Source organism: Streptomyces pyxinae, from assembly GCF_024756275.1.
GTDB lineage: Bacteria > Actinomycetota > Actinomycetes > Streptomycetales > Streptomycetaceae > Streptomyces > Streptomyces pyxinae.
Genome location: NZ_JANUGQ010000002.1, coordinates 251736 through 268844 on the forward strand (window position 1 = coordinate 251736; position 17109 = coordinate 268844).

Consider the following 17109-nt stretch of genomic DNA (forward strand, 5'->3'; position numbering starts at 1 on the left):
TCTCCGGGCCGCGCCCCCGCGCGCGCCGGTGCGTGTGCGTGAAGGAAGTAAGCCGTCCGGATGAACCTCTTCGCGCCGGTTTGCCCAGGGCCCCGGCGAGCCGGTGAAGTTGAGCCGCTCGCCCGGTCGGTGCGAGCACTTCCCACTCTCAGGAGGCTCCCGTGCCCGCTGCCCGCGTGCGCCGGCTCACCGCCGCCGTCCTCACCACGGCCGGCGCCGTGGTGGCCGCCCTCGCCCTCACCACCACTGGCGCCACCGGCTCCGACCCGGCCCGCGTCGGCCACGACTGGATCGCGGTGAAGAAGACCGACACCCAGCCCCGTACGCTCCGCGCCGGGAACAGCTGGACCGTCTACATGACCCTGCACGAGAGCGAGAACGGCAAGCCGGGGCGGCGCATCGGCGACGCCAGCACCCGCTGCTCCGCGGTCGAGATCACCCGGGAGGGTGCCATCACCCAGTGCCAGCGGGTCTTCCGTACCCGCCAGGGCAATCTGGTGACCACCGCCATGCTGGACCGCTTCGGCCCCGGGCCCTACACGGGGGTGGCCGCCGTGGCCGGCGGCACCGGCGCCTACCGGCACGCGAGCGGCGAGGCGCGGCTGACGATCGACGGGGAGCGGCTGACCGTCCGCGCGGACCTCGACGGCTGACGCCCCGACAGCTTCCGAGGCCCCGTCCGGCCGGTGCGCCGACGGGGCCCCGGCGTACGCACAGGACCGTCAGGGGTGCCGGGTCCCCCGTGACCAGCGCTTCGAGCGCACCCCGTTGACGAGGCCCGCGACCGCGACCCCCACCGCCGTCACGGCGGCCAGATACGTCCAGAAGCCCGGTGAGCGGGGGAGCAGCAGAAACAGCGCGGCGACGACCAGGGCGAGTGCCGCCAGCGCGAACAGCCCCGCCGAGCTGGCCCGGTCGCCGGGGGCGCGTCTTCTCCGGTGAGTCATGACCGGCGGATTGCCGCGTGCGGCGCCCCCACACCTGGAAAGCGGCCGGTCCCCGGAGGCCGGGTACGTCGCACCGCCGGGGGCGGACGTCCCGGTCACCGGGGACCGGTTCAGGAAGGGGTGGTGGGGGCGCGGACGGTCGGCCTCGGCCGCCGCCCGCTGCCCACGAGCGGCTTACCAGTAATGGCGGCGCCCGCCGACGGCGTGCCCGACGGCACCCGCGACCCAGAGCACCACACCGATCACGGCGAGAATCACGCCGATGGTCCACAGAACACTGATGCCCGTGACCAGACCGATGATGAGCAGAATCACTCCGAGAATGATCATGACGCCTCCGATCGCGGAGTACCCGTTGGGATGATCCCCCTCCTGGTACCCCAGCAAACCGCTGATATGAACAGATGGCTATTGCTTGTCGGAGGAGCTTCCGGGGAGGGGGTGATTCGCCGGGGCCGGTGGCCGCGCGAGGTCCCTGAGCGAGGTCCCTGACGACGGGGCTCAGCGGGCCGGGCGGGCCCGGCGCCCGGGGCGGGAGCCGGCACCCCCGGGCCGGGCGGGGCTCACAGCGGAACGAGGCTCACCTCGGTGGCCTTGACGCTGGCCCAGACGGGCACCCCTTCGGCCAGCCCCAGTTCGGCGGCCGCCCGGGGGGTGACCTCCGCGACGAGCGGCGGCGCCCCGTCCGGCGCGACCAGCACCCGCAGCCGGCTGCCCGAGGCGATCACCTCCCGGACCGTCCCCGGCCACACATTGCGCGGGCTCCCGGCGGGCCGCTCCCGGTGCAGCGCCACCGCCTCCGGGGCGATCACCGCCAGTGCCCCGGCGCCCGCCCCGGGGAGCGGCTCGGCCGCCACCAGCCGGCCGCCCCCGTCGGGCCGGAGCCCCTCCGCCGTCGTGGTGCCCGGCCAGGCGTTGCGGCCCAGCATCCGGGCGACCCAGGGCGAGCGCGGATGCCGGGCGACCTCGGCGGGCGGGGCGTCCTGGAGGGCCCGGCCCCGGTCCAGCACCAGCACCCGGCCGGCCAGCGACACCGCCTCCACCGGGTCATGGGTGACGATCAGGCACACGCCGCCGAACCCCGCCAGATGGGTGCGCAGCGCCTGGCGCACCCGGGCGCGGGTCGTCTGGTCCAGCGCGGCCAGCGGCTCGTCCAGCAACAGCAGCCGGGGCCGCGCGGCCAGGGCCCGGGCCAGTGCCACCCGCTGCGCCTGCCCGCCGGAGAGCTGGGCCGGCCTGCGGTGGGCGAGGTGCCCGACGCCCAGCCGGTCCAGCCAGCGCTGGGCCTCCCGGCGGGCCTCGCCCCGCCCGGCGCCCCGCGCCCGCAGGCCGTACGCGGTGTTGGCGAGGGCGCTGAGATGCGGGAAGAGCGCGCCGTCCTGCGGCACCCAGGCCACCCCGCGCCGGTGCGGGGGAAGCCGGGTGACGTCCGTTCCGCCCAGCCGCAGTTCGGCGTGGGCACGCGGGGTGAGCCCCAGCAGGGCCCGCAGCAGCGTCGTCTTCCCGGCGCCGTTGGGGCCGACCACCGCGATGGTGGTGCCCGGCCCGGCCGCCAGCGCCAGCCGGGTGAATCCGGTGACCTCGGCGTCCAGCGCCCACCGCTCGCCCGCCGGCTCCGGCTCCGGTCCGGGCTCCGCCGCACTCTCCGGGACCGGCGCCGGTCCGCGGGCCGGCGCCCCCGGCCGTTCCTTCCGGATTCCGCCGTGACCGCCCTCGCCGTCACCGTCCCCGGCCGCGTCACTGCCGTCGTCGTCGTCGCCGTCGCCACTTCCGTCCACGGGGATGTACGGGCGCGGCGCCGGAGCCCCGGTCCAGCGCCCGCGCAGCGCGACCAGTACCGCCATCGCGATGGCGAGCAGCAGCAGGGAGACCGAGGTCGCCGCCTCCGGCCGCTCCTGGAGCAGCAGATACACCTGGAGCGGCAGGGTCTGGGTGGTGCCCGGCAGATTCCCGGCGAAGGTGATCGTGGCGCCGAACTCGCCCAGCGCCCGCGCCCAGGTCAGCGCGGCTCCGGCGGCCAGCCCGGGCGCCACCATCGGCAGCGTCACGGTCAGGAAGACCCGTACCGGCGAGGCGCCCAGCGAGGCGGCCGTCTCCTCGTAGCGGGGGCGCAGCCCGCCGAGCGCCCCCTCCAGGCTGATCACCAGGAACGGCATGGCGACGAAGGTGGCCGCCACCACCGCTCCGGCCGTGTGGAACGGCAGGGTGACGCCGAAGGTGTCCTCCAGCCAGGGCCCCAGCAGCCCGCGCCGCCCGAAGGCGAGCAGCAGCGCCACCCCGCCCACCGTCGGTGGCAGCACCATCGGCAGCAGCACCAGCGAGCGGACCAGCGCCTTGCCGGGGAACGGCACCCGGGCCAGCAGCCAGGCCAGCGGCACCCCCAGCAGCAGCGAGAGCCCCAGCGCCCAGCAGGAGACCACCAGGGAGAGCCGGAGCGCCTCCGTGGTGGCCCCGCTGCCCAGGTGCCCGAGGAGTTCGCCCCACTCGGTGCGGGCCAGCACCCCGATCAGCGGCAGCAGCAGAAAGGCGACGGCCAGCAGGGCGGGCACCGCCAGCGTCACCGGGGTACGGGGCCCGGCGGTGCGGCCTCGGCGGAGACGGGGCATCGGCACAGCGCTCCTGTACGGAACAGAGAAACGGCGGAACGGTAGAGCGGCGGAACGGTAGAGCGGCAGAACAAGCGGAACGGTAGAGCGGCGCAACGGCGGAACGGCAGAACGGCGGAACGGCGGAACGGATCGCATTCGGAGCGGATCGGAGCGGATCGGAGGGAACGGATCCGATCGAAGCCGACCGAATCGAAGCGGATTCGGGCGCGGGCGGTCTACGGCTGCTGGAAGCCCGCCTCTCGGAGGATCTTCTGCGCCTCCGGCGAGCTCAGCCAGTTGACGAACGCCTGCGCGGCCTCGGTGTGCTTCGAGGTCTTCAGGGTGGCGGCCGGGTACTGGGCGACGGCGTTCTGGGCGTCGGGGATGTCCACCGCGTCCACCTTGTCCGGAGCGGTGGCCGCGTCGGTCTTGTAGACCAGCCCCGCGTCCGCCTCGCCGAGCTGCACCTTGCTCAGCACGGCCCGCACATTCGGCTCCTGGGAGACCGGCTTCACCTCGATCTTCTGGGCGTCGAGGATCTTCTTGCCGTACCGGCCGACCGGCACCTCCGGGGCGGCGAGCACCACCTTGAGCTTGCTGTCCGCCAGGTCCTTCAGCTCGTCGATCTTCTTCGGGTTGCCCTCGGCGGTGGCGATGACCAGCCGGTTGCGCGCGATCACGGTGGGCTTTCCGGTGTCGGACTTCAGCCCGTCCATGGTCTTGGTGTCGGCGGTGACCAGGGCGTCGGCGGGCGCCCCCTGCTTCACCTGCGCGGCCAGCTCCTGGGAGCCGGCGAACGAGAACGTCACCCGGGTGCCCGGATGGGCCTTCTCGTAGGCGGCCCCCGCCGTCTTGAAGACATCGGTCAGCGAGGCGGCGGCGAGCACGGTCAGCGGGGCGGCGGGAACACCCGAGCCCGCCGAACCGGCGGGGGAGGCACCCGCGTCCTGCTTCCCGCCGTCTCCGTCGCCGCCCCCGCAGGCGGCGAGCGGAACGAGCAGCGCGGCGGTGAGCACGGCGGAGGCGGTACGGCGCCGGCCCGGCCCGGCGGGACGGCGCGGGCGGATCGGGTTCGCCGGCGACAGCGGTGCGAACGGCACGAGGGACATCAGGGAGCACTCCTTGGGAAGCCGCGGCCGGCCGGAGCCGTCCGCGCGGATGGTGACCGGCCGCGCCGGCACGGGTGGCGGGACGAAGAGACCCGGACCGGGAGCGGCCGGGTGCGGTACGAACGCGGACGCCCGGCGTACGTGCCGGGCGGGCCGCGGGTGGCTCAGACCCGGTCGATGTGCACGCTGGTGGACTTCACCCGGGCGGTGGCCCGCATGCCGACCTCAAGACCCAGCTCCTCGACGGCCTCCCGGGTCAGCAGGGAGACCAGGCGGTGCGGGCCGGCCTGGATCTCCACCTGCGCCGCCACATCGCCCAGCTTGACGGCGGTGACGATGCCCGGGAAGGCGTTGCGCGCGGAGGTGTACGGCTCCTCCTCGGCGCCGCTGCCCTGGGCGACCTCGACCGAGAAGGCCGCCAGGTCGCGGCCGTCGATGAGGCGGCGCCCGCTCTCGTCGCGATGGGTCGCGACCCGGCCGGCGTCCGCCCAGCGGCGCGCGGTGTCCGGGCTGACGCCGAGCAACCGGGCCGCCTGCCCGATGGTGTAGGACTGCATGTGCGTCACGGTAGGCGCCGGAACCTGGCATGTACAGCCGCTTTGGTGCTTCACGCGCCGCAGATGCGAACCGCTTGGAGGAACCTCCAGGGCGGCTCGCTCCCGGAGGCCGGCAGATCGTCGTACCGGTGGAGCGTCCGGTCTCGCCGCCTCTCCTGCCCGGTCCCGGTGCGTCCCTCCGGGCCCCGCGGTCGGCCGCGCCTTCGGGCCCGCGGTGCGTCCCGCCTCCCCGGGCGCCACCCGTTCGCCCGTCCCCGGAGGGCGGCCGCCGGGGACCGCCGCCACGATCGGAGGGCGGTACGCCACCGCGACCGGGGCCCCGGGACGGACGGCGCGGAAGACGGGAGCGGGATGTCCACTGCCACGCACTGGCTCTTCGGTGATCAGCTCGGCCCGCACTTCCTCACCCCGGGTGACCCCGGGCCCGGCCCCGAGGCGCCGGTGCTGATGATCGAGGCACGGTCGGTCCTCCGGCGCCGCCGCTTCCACCGCGCCAAGGCACATCTCGTCCTGTCCGCCATGCGCCACCGCGCCGCCGAACTCGGCGACCGGGTCACCTACGTCCGGGCCGGCACCTACCGTGAGGGACTGGCCCGAGCGGTCGGGGACGCGCCGGTCACCGTCCACCACCCCACCTCCCGGGCCGCGCTGGCCCTGCTGCGCACCCTGCCGCAGGTGACCGTCGGCCCGCCCCGCGGCTTCCTCGTCCCGCCGGCCGACTTCGCCGCCTGGGCGGACGGCCACGGCGGCGAGCGGCTGCGCCAGGAGGACTTCTACCACTGGACCCGGCGCGGCCACGACCTGCTGATGGACGGCGACCGGCCGGCCGGCGGGCAGTGGAACCTCGACCACGACAACCGCCGGCCGCCGCCGCGCGGGGCCGCCACGCTGGGCGTGCCGGAGCCGTACCGCCCCCGCGAGGACGAGATCGACGAACAGGTCCGCCACGACCTGGACCGGTGGGAACGGGACGGCGAGGTCTCCTTCGTCGGCCGGGACGGACCGCGCCGGTTCCCGGCCACCCGCGCCGAGGCGCTGCGCGCCCTCAAGCGGTTCGTCACCCACCGGCTGGCCGGCTTCGGGCCGTACGAGGACGCCATGCTCGCCGCCGACCCGGTGATGAGCCACAGTCTGCTCTCCTCCTCGCTCAACCTGGGTCTGCTCGACCCCGCCGAGTGCGTCGAACGGGCCGAGGCCGCCTGGCGGGCCGGTGAGGCGCCGCTGAACAGCGTGGAGGGCTTCGTCCGGCAGATCGCGGGCTGGCGGGAGTACGTCTGGCAGCTCTACTGGTACTTCGGGGAGGAGTACCGCGGCTCCAACGCCCTGCGTCACACCGCGCCGCTGCCGGAGTGGTGGAACGAACTGGACCCGGAGGGCGTACGGGCCCGCTGCCTGGCCACCGTGCTCGCCCAGGTCCGGGACACCGGCTGGACGCACCACATCCCCCGGCTCATGATCCTGGGCAGTCACGCCCTCCAGCGCGGCTGGGACCCGCGTGCCGTCACGGACTGGTTCCACCGCTGCTTCGTGGACGGCTACGACTGGGTGATGCTGCCGAACGTCGTCGGCATGTCCCAGTACGCGGACGGCGGCCGGATGACCACCAAGCCGTACACCTCCGGCGGGGCGTATGTGAACCGGATGAGCGATCTCTGCGGGGCCTGTGCCTACGACCCCGGCCGGCGGGTGGGGGAGGGCGCCTGCCCCTACACCGCGGGCTACTGGGCCTTCATGGACCGCCACCGGAGGCGGCTGGAGCACAACCCCCGGACAGGCAGGGCGGTGCGCGGGCTCGACCGGCTCACCGACCTGGAGGAACTGCGGCGCCAGGAGCGCGCCCGGGGCGACGGCCCGCCCTGAGCCCCTCCCGGGGCGAGCCGGAGCCGGGCCGGGGGCGGGCGGCGGGGCCGTACCAGGTCACCCACACGAGCGGCGCACACGTCACGCTTGACACTCAGAATGATGAAACGACCGGGAATCCGCAGGGAGCCCGCCGAACACGCCTGTATACATGCGGGGTGACTCCTCGTAGTGAAACCCGGGCGCCCGGACGGCCCACGCTGACGCTCGAAGAACAGCTGATCTTCCGGGGGTACCGGTTCGTCGTCCGCACGGCGAGCGCGGACGCCTCCGCCACCGAAACCGTCGTCATCCTGGGCGGCTCCTCGCAGGACCGGTTCTCCTGGCTGCGCTACGAGCGCCCGCTCCTGCCGTACGCCGACGTACTCACCGTCGAACTCCCCGGGTACGGCGACGCCGACCCCCTTCCGGTGGAGTACGGGATGGACTTCCTCAGCGACGCCGTCGCCCACGCCGTGGACACCCTGGAACTGGGGCGGGTCAATCTCTTCGGCACCTGCTTCGGCGCCGCCGTGGCGCTCCGCCTCACCCAGCGCCGTCCGGAACTGGTGGCCCGGCTGCTGCTGGGCGCGACCGCCACCGGCATCTCCCCGGAGTACGTCGTCGCCGCCACCCGGTGGCGCCGGCTGGTGGACGAGCGGGCGCTGGAGGAGCTGGCCCGGGACATGGTGGGGGAGTTCATGGCCCCGGCGGAGCACGGCACCGTGCGGCGCCGGACCGCCGTGGCGCGGCTGATGCGGCAGCGTTTCGCCGCGCTGACGGAGCGGCAGCTCGCCATGGACATCGCCCACCACGAGCGCCTGCTCTCCCACCCGTGGAGCCTTCCCGAGCCGGGGGTGGACGTGCCGCTGCTGGTCTTCACGGGCGAGTACGACACACTCACACCACCCGTCGAGGGCCGGCGGGTGGCGGAGCGCCTGGGAGGCCGCTTCACCACCGTCCGCGAGTCGGACCACCTGGTGCCGGTCGAGCGGGACACCGACACCGCCGATCTGATGGCCCGCTTCTTCACCGACCGGCCGCTGGACGGGCTGCCCTACCTCAACCCGGTGGAGCGCTTCGGCCGTTCCTGAGGTGACGGCCGGAGGCTCAGCCGGCGGTCGTCGCTCCCGAGGCGGGGCCGAACGCCGGCTCGGGAACCGACCCGGGGGAGAGCAGCACCGAGGAACGGCCGTCGGTGCCGACCGGCACGTCCCCGTCGACGGTCACCCGGCGGAGCCTGCGGTCGTGGTCGCCGGAGTCGTCCACACCGTAGTGCTGAGTGGCGCGGTTGTCCCAGATGGCGACGTCGCCCACCTCCCACTGCCAGCGCACGGTGTTCTCCGGCCGCTCGACGTGGGCCTGGAACAGCTCCAGCAGCCGGCGCGAGTCCTGGCCGGTGAGCCCGGCGATGCGCTGGACGAAGTTGCCGAGCAGCAGGGCCCGTTCACCGGTCTCCGGATGCACCCGCACCACCGGGTGCTCGGTCCGGAAGGTGGTGGAGGTGAACACCTCCCGGTACTGGGCGAGCCGTTCGGGCAGCACGTCCGGGCGCAGGGCGACATAGTCGTAGTCGTTGGAGTGCACGGCGCGCAGCCCGTCGGCGAGCCGCTGGAGCGGTTCCGGCAGGTGCTCGTAGGCGGTGGCGGTGTTGGCCCAGAGGGTGTTGCCGCCGTAGGGCGGGACGACCACCGCGCGGAGGATGGAGAAGGCCGGGTAGGCCGGGACGAAGGTGACATCGGTGTGCCACTGGTTGGCGCGGCCGCCGTGGTCCGAATCGATGCCGAGCGAGTAACGCCCGTCGGCGGAGGGCACGGTGGGGTGGGCGACCGGAGCGCCGAGCAGCCGGCCGAACTCCTCGTGGCTCTCCTCGTCCAGGTGGTCCTGGCCCCGGAAGAACACCACCTTGTGGGCGAGGAGCGCGGCGCGGACGGCGGCGACCGTCGCGGGCGGCAGCTCGCCGCCGAGACGGACCCCCGAGATGACGGCGCCGATGCGCCCGCCCAGCCTGCGCACGGCGAGGGGCGCGGCCGGGGCGGCACGGCCCGCGCTCGCGGCGGCGGTGCCGGTGCTGAGATCCGGGGTGGCGGACTCGTCGGTGGTGGGGTTCTCGGTGGTGGTGGCCGGGTGGGGAGTGACGGTTGCCATGAGGGAACACCTTTCTCTGCTGTCCGGGCTGTCCGGGCTGTCCGGGCTGAACGGGTCGGCTTCTCCGGTTCCTCTCGGGTCTTCCCCGGTCCGGGCCCTTTGGGTCCCGCCGGTGGCCTTCGGCGCCTTCTTCGGCGCTGTTCATTCCGCAGCGGAAGAAATAGGGTGCGGATGGCCGTCGTCCGGAGGGCGCGACAGGGGAGAGGGGGCGAAGCCGTGACACGGGCACGGGCGTCGTCGTCGGGAGTCACCCCGGCCGGGCGGCATCGGTGCGGGGCCGGGGATGACCGGGAGCGTGGCAGAGCCCCGGACGGGACGTCAAGGGCCGTGCCGGGCGGGCTCCTGGGGCGCGGATCCGGTCGTCCGCCGCCTTCCGCCGTCCCGCTCGGTGTTCCTCGCACCCGGGATGAGCTGGGACTTCGCCCGGCGCTCCGGTCCGGTGACGCGGCCGGGCGGCGACACGGAGCCCGGTGCGGTCCGGTGGCCGGAGCGCCGGGCAATTCATCGCCCCGCAATACTGCTGTCGATACGGCGGCCCTGCCGCACCGGCCCCGGCTCCCGGAACCCGTGGCCCGCGGCGAACGGAAGGAAACGCCCGGACCATGACACTCGCCCCGGCCGGCCCGCGGATGACGGGAGACGGACGACGTGACGCCAACGCGGCGCTGGTGCTGCGCACGGTGCTCGACCACGGACCGGTCACCCGGGGCGGCGTCGTCCGCCATTCGGGCCTCAGCGCGGCGGCGGTCTCCCGGCAGTCCGCCGCCCTCATCGGCACCGGCCTGGTCCGCGAGCTGCCCGAGCCGATGGCGGCCGGGGGAGTGGGCCGCCCCAGCTTCCCGCTGGACCTGCACACCGGGGCGGTCGGCGGCCCGGTGGCCGGCGGAGTGCACATCGGCGTTCCGGCCTCCACCTTCGGCCTGCTCGATCTGCGCGGGCGGGTGCTCGCCCGGCGGCTGTTCCGGCACGACGGGATCGGTCCCGGCGAACTCCCCGGCGCGGTGGGCCGGGCGCTCGCCCGCTTCCTCGCCGGCGCCACCGGGACGCGCCCGCTCCTGGGAGTGGGCGCGGCGGTCGGCGGCTGGGTGCGGCCCGAGGACGGGGTGGTGGTGCGCCATGACGCGCTCGGCTGGCGGAACCGGCCGCTGGGCGCGGAACTCTCGCGGCATCTGGGCGTGGCGGTACGGCTCGACAACCACGCCCGCACGGTGGCCCAGTCGGAGATCCTGTTCGGCGCGCCGTCCGCCCGCCGCAGCCTGGTCCATCTGTTCGTCGGCAATGTGGTGGACGCGGCGGTCGGCATCGCCGGTGTCATCCACCAGGGGCCCGGCGCGGCCGCCGGTGATGTGGCGCATCTGCCGGTACCCGACTCCACCGCGCCCTGCCCGTGCGGGCGGACCGGCTGTCTGGAGGCCACCGCGTCGGACATGGCGCTCGGCCGGGTGGCGGTACGGCGCGGCATCGTGCCCGAACCCTCCACGGCACTGCTGGTGGACGCGGCGGCGGCCGGCGATCGCCGGGCGGACCGGCTGCTGCGGGAACGGGCCCGCGCGGTCGGCCGGGCGGCGGCCCTGCTGCTCGATGTGCTCAACCCTGAACTGGTGGTGGTCACCGAGCAGTCGAGTGTGCTCAACGCCGACTATCTGGAAGAGATCCGGGGCGCGGCGGTGGATCTCTCGCATGTCTGCGACGACCCGGAGCGGATCGTCGGTCCACATGCCGGACCGGCCGTGCTGCCGGTGGCGGCGGGCACCGCGCTGCTGAATCCGCTGTTCAAGGACCCCTTGGGGACACGTGAAGGCCGGTGATCGGCTCTGTACCCGCATCTGACGTGGCGTCAGTTTTGAGACGGCTCGGTTGACCTCCCGCGCCGCGCGCTGTCATTCTGCTCGCGTGAATCCGGACATGCGCCTCGTCTCCCGCAGGCACGTCGACCTCTGTCGGCAGGCCAGTGCGGTCTGTGCCGTCCGCCACTGATTCCCTCTTCTCCTCCCGCCGTTCCGTGCCCGGCAGTTCCGCCCACCGTCCGTTCCGGAAGGTGACCGGCCGGGCGCGGAGGCCGCTTCCCCGGTGAGACCGCCGTTCTGGACGGCCGGAGGCTGAGCGCGCCCCACCGCCCCCTGTCCGTCCGGTGGGGCCGGCTCCGGCGGGTATTTCTGCCGCAGCGGAAGTAATAAGCGCGGGTCGTCGACCCCCCGCCGTGTCCAGGGGCTCGTGCCGCGCCGTCTCCGGGGCGCTCCCCAGCCGCTTGTGCCGAGCCCCCGAGGCGACGGCACCTCCGCCGACCGCCCGAGCCGCCCGCCCGGCCCCGTACACCCCCGGCCCTCCCACCTCTCGCGCTCCACACCCGCCCGCCACAGACAGGCTTCCGATGACCGACCCGCACTCGTTCCCACCCCCGTCCCCGTACCTGTCCTCGTCCGCCGAGACCTCCGCCGCGCCCGCCGCCGCGTCGGCCGGCCCCGCCCGCCGCGCCACCCTGCGTGCCGCGGGCGCCGGCGCCCTGTTCCTGGGGCTCGGTCTCACGGGCTGCCGCTCGGCGGTCGCCGAGGCCGAACGCCCCGCCGCCGCGGCCGGCGGCACCGCACGCGGCGGCACCCTGCGGGTCGCCGTCAACGCCGACTTCACCCCGGCGCTGCTGTTCGCCCAGAGCGCGCAGTCGTACCAGCACCGGCTGCTCTACAACACCCTCACCCGCTACGACGACCGGCTGCGACCGCAGCCCGAGCTGGCCACCGCCTGGAGCTACGCCAAGGACGGCCGGAGCATCCGGCTGACCCTGCGCCAGGGGGTGACCTACCACGACGGCCGGCCGTTCACCGCCGACGATGTGATCTTCGCGGTGCGGAACCTCCAGAACCCGGTGCGCGCCGCCCAGTTGCGGGCGACCGCCGCCGCCGTCACCGGCTTCGAGAAACACGGCGACCACGCGCTCACCCTGAGACTGGCACACCCGGTGGCCAACCTCTTCGATCTCTTCGAGTTCATGATCATCGCGGATCGGGAGACCGTCGAGGACGCCGTGACCGGCCGGAAACTCAATGGCACCGGCCCCTTCACACTCTCCCGGTGGAGTCCCGGGACCGGTCTGAGCCTGACCCGGTACGACCGGTACTGGAAGCCGGGACGCCCCTACCTCGACGCGGTCGAACTCCGGGTGGTCGGCCAGGCCGACGCCCTGGTCTCCGCGCTGCGCACCGGCCAGAGCCACCTCTCCTTCAACGTCCCCGGCAAGAGCCTCGCCCTGGTGGAGAACGCCCCCGGACTGACGGTCACCGACTACGCCACCGGGGCGGGCGCGTACTACCTCGGGGTCAACACCACGGTGCGGCCGCTGGACGACCGGACCGTCCGGCAGGCCCTCGCCCGGGCCGTCGACCGCGACCGGCTGCTCCGGCAGTCGCTCGGCGGCCACGGGCTGGCCTCCGCCACCCCCTGGCCCACGTCCTCGCCCGCGTACTCCGAGGCCGACCGCACCCACTACACCCGTGACCCGGGCAGGGCCCGCGCGCTGCTGAAGTCCGCCGGGCTCGGCGGCCTCGATCTGCCACTGCTGCACCTCAGCACCCCCGGCGACACCTCCATCGCCGAGTCGATCCAGTACGACCTCCGGCAGGCCGGCGTCCGGGTCACCCTGGAACCCACCGACCCGGCCACCGCCCAGAAACGGCTCATCGCCCAGTCCATGCCGGCCCTGTGGACCATGAGCCACGGCTTCGCCCAGGTGCACCCCGCCACCCTCGCCGTCAGCGCCTATCCCTTCAACGAGGCGAAGAACACCTCCCACTTCCGCTCGCCCGAGTACACCCGGATCGTCCGCGAGGCATGGACGAGCACCGACGACGGCACCGCCGCCGCCCGCGCCCGCTACGCGCGGATCTCGCGGATCCTGCTCGACGAGGCGTTCATCATCGACCTCGCCGTGCGGGGCCAGGTACAGGTGGCGAGTACCCGGGTACGCGGCGTCACCCTCAACAAGTTCTCCTATCTCAACCTCGACGACGCCCGGTTGGTGTGAGATGCGCTCCTACCGCTCCTACCTTCTCGGCCGGCTGCCCTCCGCGCTCCTGGTGCTGCTGCTCGCCTCCGTCCTGATCTTCGCCATCCTGCGGCTGGTCCCCGGCGACCCGGCCGTCACCCTCGCCGGGCCGGACGCGAGCCCCGAGACCGTCGCCGCCCTCCGGGAACGGCTCGGCCTGGACGGCTCGCCGCCCGCCCAGTACGCCGCCTGGCTGGGCTCCCTGGTCACCGGTGACCTCGGTCCCTCGTACGTCGTCGGCGGCGAGGTGGCCGACCTGATCGGGGACGGTCTCGGCGCCACCGCCGAACTGACCCTGGGCGCACTGCTGCTGACCGTGCTCCTCGGCGGCGCCCTGGGCATCCTGGGCGCCACCGCGCGGCGCGGCTGGGTCCGCGCCGCCGTGCGGGCGTTCACCACCGGGGCGCTCTCGGTCCCGCCGTTCGTCACCGGGGTGCTGCTGGTGCTGCTGTTCTCCGTCACCCTGGGCGTGCTGCCGCCCGGCGGCCGGGTGGCGCTGCTGGACGCCCCCGACCTCGGCGTCCAGTATCTGCTGCTGCCCGCCCTCTGCCTCGCCCTGCCGAGCGCCGCCGTCCTCGGCCGCTACCTGGGGGACGGCATCGAACGCGCCCTGACCGAGGACCATGTGCGCACCGCCGTCGCCGCCGGGATCGCCCCCGGGCGGCTGCTCCGGCGCCATGTGCTGCCCGGCGCCCTGCCGCCCGTGGTCACCCTGCTCGGCATGCAGACCGGTCATCTGCTCGGCGGAGCCGTCCTGGTGGAGGCCATCTTCGCCTGGCCCGGGCTCGGGCAGCTCGCCGAACAGGCCCTCACCCGCCGGGACTACCCGGTCGTCCAGGACCTGCTGCTCCTGCTGGTCGCCGTCTTCGTCCTGGTGCAACTGCTCACCGACCTCGCCTACGCCTGGCTCGACCCCCGCATCCGGGGGGAGTGACCCCCATGACCGCTTCCGCCGGCACCCCCGTCGACACCTCCGCCTCCACCCCCGGTCCCGCCGCCGCCTCGGCCCCGGCTCCCCGCCCGGCCGCCGGCCGGCGCCGCTCCCCGTACCGCGCCGCCCTCAGCACCCCGCGCGGTGCCGCCGGCCTCGCCCTGACCTGCCTGGTGGTCCTCGCCGGAGTGCTGGCGCCCCTGCTCACCGGGCACGATCCCACCGGTCAGAGCGGCCAGGGTCTGCTGGCCCCCGGCGCGCCCGGCCATCCGCTCGGCACCGACGACCTCGGCCGCGACCTGCTCAGCCGGGTGCTGTACGGCATCCGCGCCGATCTGGGTGTGATCGCGGTCGCCGTTCCGCTCGGGGCCGCCCTCGGCTGCCTCTGCGCCCTGCTCGCCGCCGTCCACCCGGCCGCCGACACCGCCGTCCAGCGCGCCTTCGACCTGGTCCTCGCCTTCCCCGGGCTGATCCTCGCCCTGGCCGTCACCGCCGTCCTCGGACCCGGCCGGCTGCCCGTGATCCTGGTCGTCGCGCTCGCCGAGATCCCGGTCTTCGGACGGCAGTTGCGCGCCGGCATCCTGGTGCAGCGCGGCCGCGAGTACGTCACGGCGGCCCGGGTCGGCGGCACCTCACCGGCCCGGTTGCTCACCCGGCACGTACTGCCCAACGCCGCCGACCCGCTCGTCGTCCAGTTCGCCGTCTCGCTCACCGTCGCGGTGTTCCTGGAGGGCGCCATGAGCTTCCTCGGAGTCGGCGTACGGCCGCCCGAGCCCACCCTCGGCAATGTGCTCGGCCAGGCCATGCCCTATCTCGACCGGTCCCCGCACCTGGCTGCCGGGCCGCTGACCGCCGTCACCCTGCTCGTCCTCGGTCTCTCCCTGCTCGCGGACGCCCTCAACCGGGAGACCCGCCGATGACACCCCCCGCCCCACCGGGAGACACGCCGCTCCCGCCGCCCGGCCGGAGCCCCGGCGCGCCAGGCCGGAGTTCCGGCGCCACCGCCACCACCCACCGGGAGACGCCCCGATGACACCGCCGCCCCTGCTCGACGTCCGGGGCCTGACCGTGGAGTTCACCGCCCCGGACGGCGCCGCCGTACGCGCCGTCCGGGACGTCTCCTTCACCCTCCGCCGGGGCGAGACCCTCGCCGTCGTCGGGGAGTCCGGCTCCGGGAAGTCGACCACCGCCCTCGCCCTCACCGGCATGCTCCCCGGCACCGGACGGATCACCGCCGGTCGGGTCCTGCTCGACGGCCGGGATCTCGCCGGCGCCGGGGAGCCCCTTCTGCGCACCGTGCGCGGCGCCCGGATCGGCATGGTCTTCCAGGACCCGATGACCGCCCTCAACCCCTTCCTCACCGCCGGGCAGCACCTCACGGAGGTCCTGCGCGCGCACGGACACGGCGGCCGGGCCGCCCGCACCGCCCGGGCCGCCGAACTCCTCGCCCTCGTCGGCATACCCGACCCGCGCCGCCGGCTGGACGACCACCCGCACCAGTTCTCCGGCGGTCAGCGGCAGCGCGTCCTCATCGCCCTGGCTCTCGCCGCCGAACCGGACGTGCTGCTCGCCGACGAACCCACCACCGCCCTGGACGCCACCGTCCAGGACCAGATCCTCACCCTGCTCGACGACCTCAACCGGCACACCGGCACCGCCCTGGTCGTCATCACCCACAACATGGGCGTGGTCGCCCGCTCCTGCGCCCGGGTGCTGGTGATGTACGGCGGTTCCGTCGTCGAGGACGGGCCCACCGCCGAGGTGCTCACCCGGCCGGCGCACCCCTACACCGCCGGGCTGCTCGCCGCCGTGCCCCGGCTCTCCGCCCCCTCCGGCACCCGGCTCACCGGCATCCCCGGGGCCCCGCCCGACCTCGCCCTGCTGGGGGAGGGGTGCGCCTTCGCCGCCCGCTGCCCGGCCGCCGAGGACTCCTGCCGCACCGCCGCACCGCCGCTCCTCGCCCTTCCCGGAGGCGTACGCGCCGCCTGCCCGCCCGCGAAGGACCGCACCGCGCCGCCGTGGACACCGCCACCGCCCGGGCCCGCCGCGCGGCCGGCGCCGGGCCCGGTGGTGCTCACCGCCGAGGACCTGCGCAAGGTCTACCGGAGGCGCGGGCGCGCCGGGCGGAAACACCCGCGCACCGCGCTGGACGGTGTCTCCCTCACCCTCGCCGCCGGCGAGACCCTCGGCGTCGTGGGCGAATCCGGCTCCGGGAAGTCCACCCTGGCCCGGGTGCTCGCCCACGCCCACCCGGCCGACGGCGGGATCCTCCGGCTGCGCGGCGAGGACATCACCCGCCCGGCCCGGCGTCACCGGCACACCGCGCGGCGGGAGGTGCAGATGGTCTTCCAGGACCCGTACGCCTCGCTCAACCCGCGTCTCACCGTGGGCGAGATCGTGGCCGAGCCGCTCATCGCCTTCGGCCTCGGGGACCGCGCGGCCCGGGACCACCGGGTCACCGGACTCCTGCGGCAGGTGGGGCTGGACCCGGCGACCGCGCACCGGCTGCCCCGCTCGCTCTCCGGCGGCCAGCGGCAGCGCGTCGGTATCGCCCGCGCCCTCGCGCCCGGGCCCTCCGTCCTGATCTGCGACGAACCCGTCTCGGCGCTGGACGTCTCGGTACAGGCCCAGATCACCGGCCTGCTCACCGACCTCCAGCGCGAGCTGGGCCTGGCGCTGGTCTTCATCGCCCACGACCTGGCCGTGGTGCGCCAGGTCAGCCACCGCATCGCGGTGATGCGCCAGGGCCGCATCGTGGAGAGCGGACCGGCCGACGAGGTGTGCGAGCGGCCCCGCCACCCGTACACCCGCGCCCTGCTCGCCGCCGCGCTCTCCCCCGTACCGGGGGTACATCCGTCCTCCGGAGCCGGTACCGGGGCACCGCCCGCCGCCACCGCCCCCGCCGGGTCCGCGTCCCGCGCGGTCTCCGCGTGACACCGGGCAGCCTGCCC

The 17109-nt window shown here is 74.9% G+C and carries 15 protein-coding genes; 9 read left to right on the top strand and 6 right to left on the bottom strand.

The window, feature by feature from the left end:
* Positions 1 to 161 precede the first annotated feature (161 nt).
* Entirely contained in the window at positions 162 to 653 is a 492-nt protein-coding gene (locus NX801_RS04015; RefSeq protein WP_258785470.1) for a hypothetical protein, read from the top strand.
* A gap of 69 nt (positions 654 to 722) precedes the next feature.
* On the opposite strand, the gene NX801_RS04020 is transcribed toward NX801_RS04015, so the two are convergent.
* From NX801_RS04020 to NX801_RS04040, 5 genes are all read right to left on the bottom strand, one after another.
* Positions 723 to 947, bottom strand: a complete 225-nt coding sequence (locus NX801_RS04020) for a hypothetical protein (protein ID WP_258785471.1) — start codon at positions 945 to 947, stop codon at positions 723 to 725.
* A gap of 174 nt (positions 948 to 1121) precedes the next feature.
* Positions 1122 to 1277 (bottom strand): DUF6131 family protein, encoded by a 156-nt coding sequence (locus tag NX801_RS04025; RefSeq protein ID WP_258785472.1) that lies wholly within the window; start codon positions 1275 to 1277, stop codon positions 1122 to 1124.
* Positions 1278 to 1510: 233 nt separating this feature from the next.
* Positions 1511 to 3553, bottom strand: a complete 2043-nt coding sequence (locus NX801_RS04030) for an ABC transporter permease (protein ID WP_258785473.1) — start codon at positions 3551 to 3553, stop codon at positions 1511 to 1513.
* Between the two features lie 218 nt (positions 3554 to 3771).
* Complete coding sequence (gene modA / locus NX801_RS04035) at positions 3772 to 4644, bottom strand: molybdate ABC transporter substrate-binding protein (protein WP_258785474.1); 873 nt, start codon at positions 4642 to 4644, stop codon at positions 3772 to 3774.
* Between the two features lie 164 nt (positions 4645 to 4808).
* Positions 4809 to 5201, bottom strand: a complete 393-nt coding sequence (locus NX801_RS04040; protein WP_258785475.1) for a TOBE domain-containing protein — start codon at positions 5199 to 5201, stop codon at positions 4809 to 4811.
* Between the two features lie 351 nt (positions 5202 to 5552).
* Between NX801_RS04040 and NX801_RS04045 the strand changes: the two genes are divergently transcribed.
* The gene (locus NX801_RS04045; RefSeq protein ID WP_258785476.1) at positions 5553 to 7061 is read left to right on the top strand and encodes a cryptochrome/photolyase family protein; all 1509 of its coding nucleotides are present in this window, start codon (positions 5553 to 5555) and stop codon (positions 7059 to 7061) included.
* Between the two features lie 158 nt (positions 7062 to 7219).
* Positions 7220 to 8134, top strand: coding sequence for an alpha/beta fold hydrolase (locus NX801_RS04050; protein WP_258785477.1), 915 nt, complete (start codon positions 7220 to 7222; stop codon positions 8132 to 8134).
* Positions 8135 to 8150: 16 nt separating this feature from the next.
* Here NX801_RS04050 and NX801_RS04055 read toward each other — a convergent pair whose 3' ends face one another.
* Positions 8151 to 9188 (bottom strand): TauD/TfdA dioxygenase family protein, encoded by a 1038-nt coding sequence (locus NX801_RS04055; RefSeq protein ID WP_258785478.1) that lies wholly within the window; start codon positions 9186 to 9188, stop codon positions 8151 to 8153.
* A gap of 602 nt (positions 9189 to 9790) precedes the next feature.
* Between NX801_RS04055 and NX801_RS04060 the strand changes: the two genes are divergently transcribed.
* From NX801_RS04060 to NX801_RS04080, 6 genes are all read left to right on the top strand, one after another.
* Positions 9791 to 10996, top strand: coding sequence for an ROK family transcriptional regulator (locus NX801_RS04060; protein WP_258785479.1), 1206 nt, complete (start codon positions 9791 to 9793; stop codon positions 10994 to 10996).
* 97 nt (positions 10997 to 11093) lie between these two features.
* A complete protein-coding gene (locus tag NX801_RS30680) occupies positions 11094 to 11165 on the top strand; it encodes a putative leader peptide (protein WP_309505782.1) in 72 nt (23 codons plus the stop codon).
* Between the two features lie 394 nt (positions 11166 to 11559).
* The gene (locus NX801_RS04065; protein WP_258785480.1) at positions 11560 to 13206 is read left to right on the top strand and encodes an ABC transporter substrate-binding protein; all 1647 of its coding nucleotides are present in this window, start codon (positions 11560 to 11562) and stop codon (positions 13204 to 13206) included.
* 1 nt (position 13207) lies between these two features.
* On the top strand, positions 13208 to 14161 hold the full coding sequence (locus tag NX801_RS04070) for an ABC transporter permease (RefSeq protein ID WP_258785481.1): 954 nt from the start codon (positions 13208 to 13210) through the stop codon (positions 14159 to 14161).
* A gap of 5 nt (positions 14162 to 14166) precedes the next feature.
* A complete protein-coding gene (locus tag NX801_RS04075) occupies positions 14167 to 15078 on the top strand; it encodes an ABC transporter permease (RefSeq protein WP_258785482.1) in 912 nt (303 codons plus the stop codon).
* Between the two features lie 109 nt (positions 15079 to 15187).
* Positions 15188 to 17092 carry a dipeptide ABC transporter ATP-binding protein gene (locus NX801_RS04080; RefSeq protein ID WP_258785483.1) on the top strand — a complete coding sequence of 635 codons (1905 nt, stop codon included), beginning with the start codon at positions 15188 to 15190 and terminating at the stop codon, positions 17090 to 17092.
* Positions 17093 to 17109: the final 17 nt, after the last annotated feature.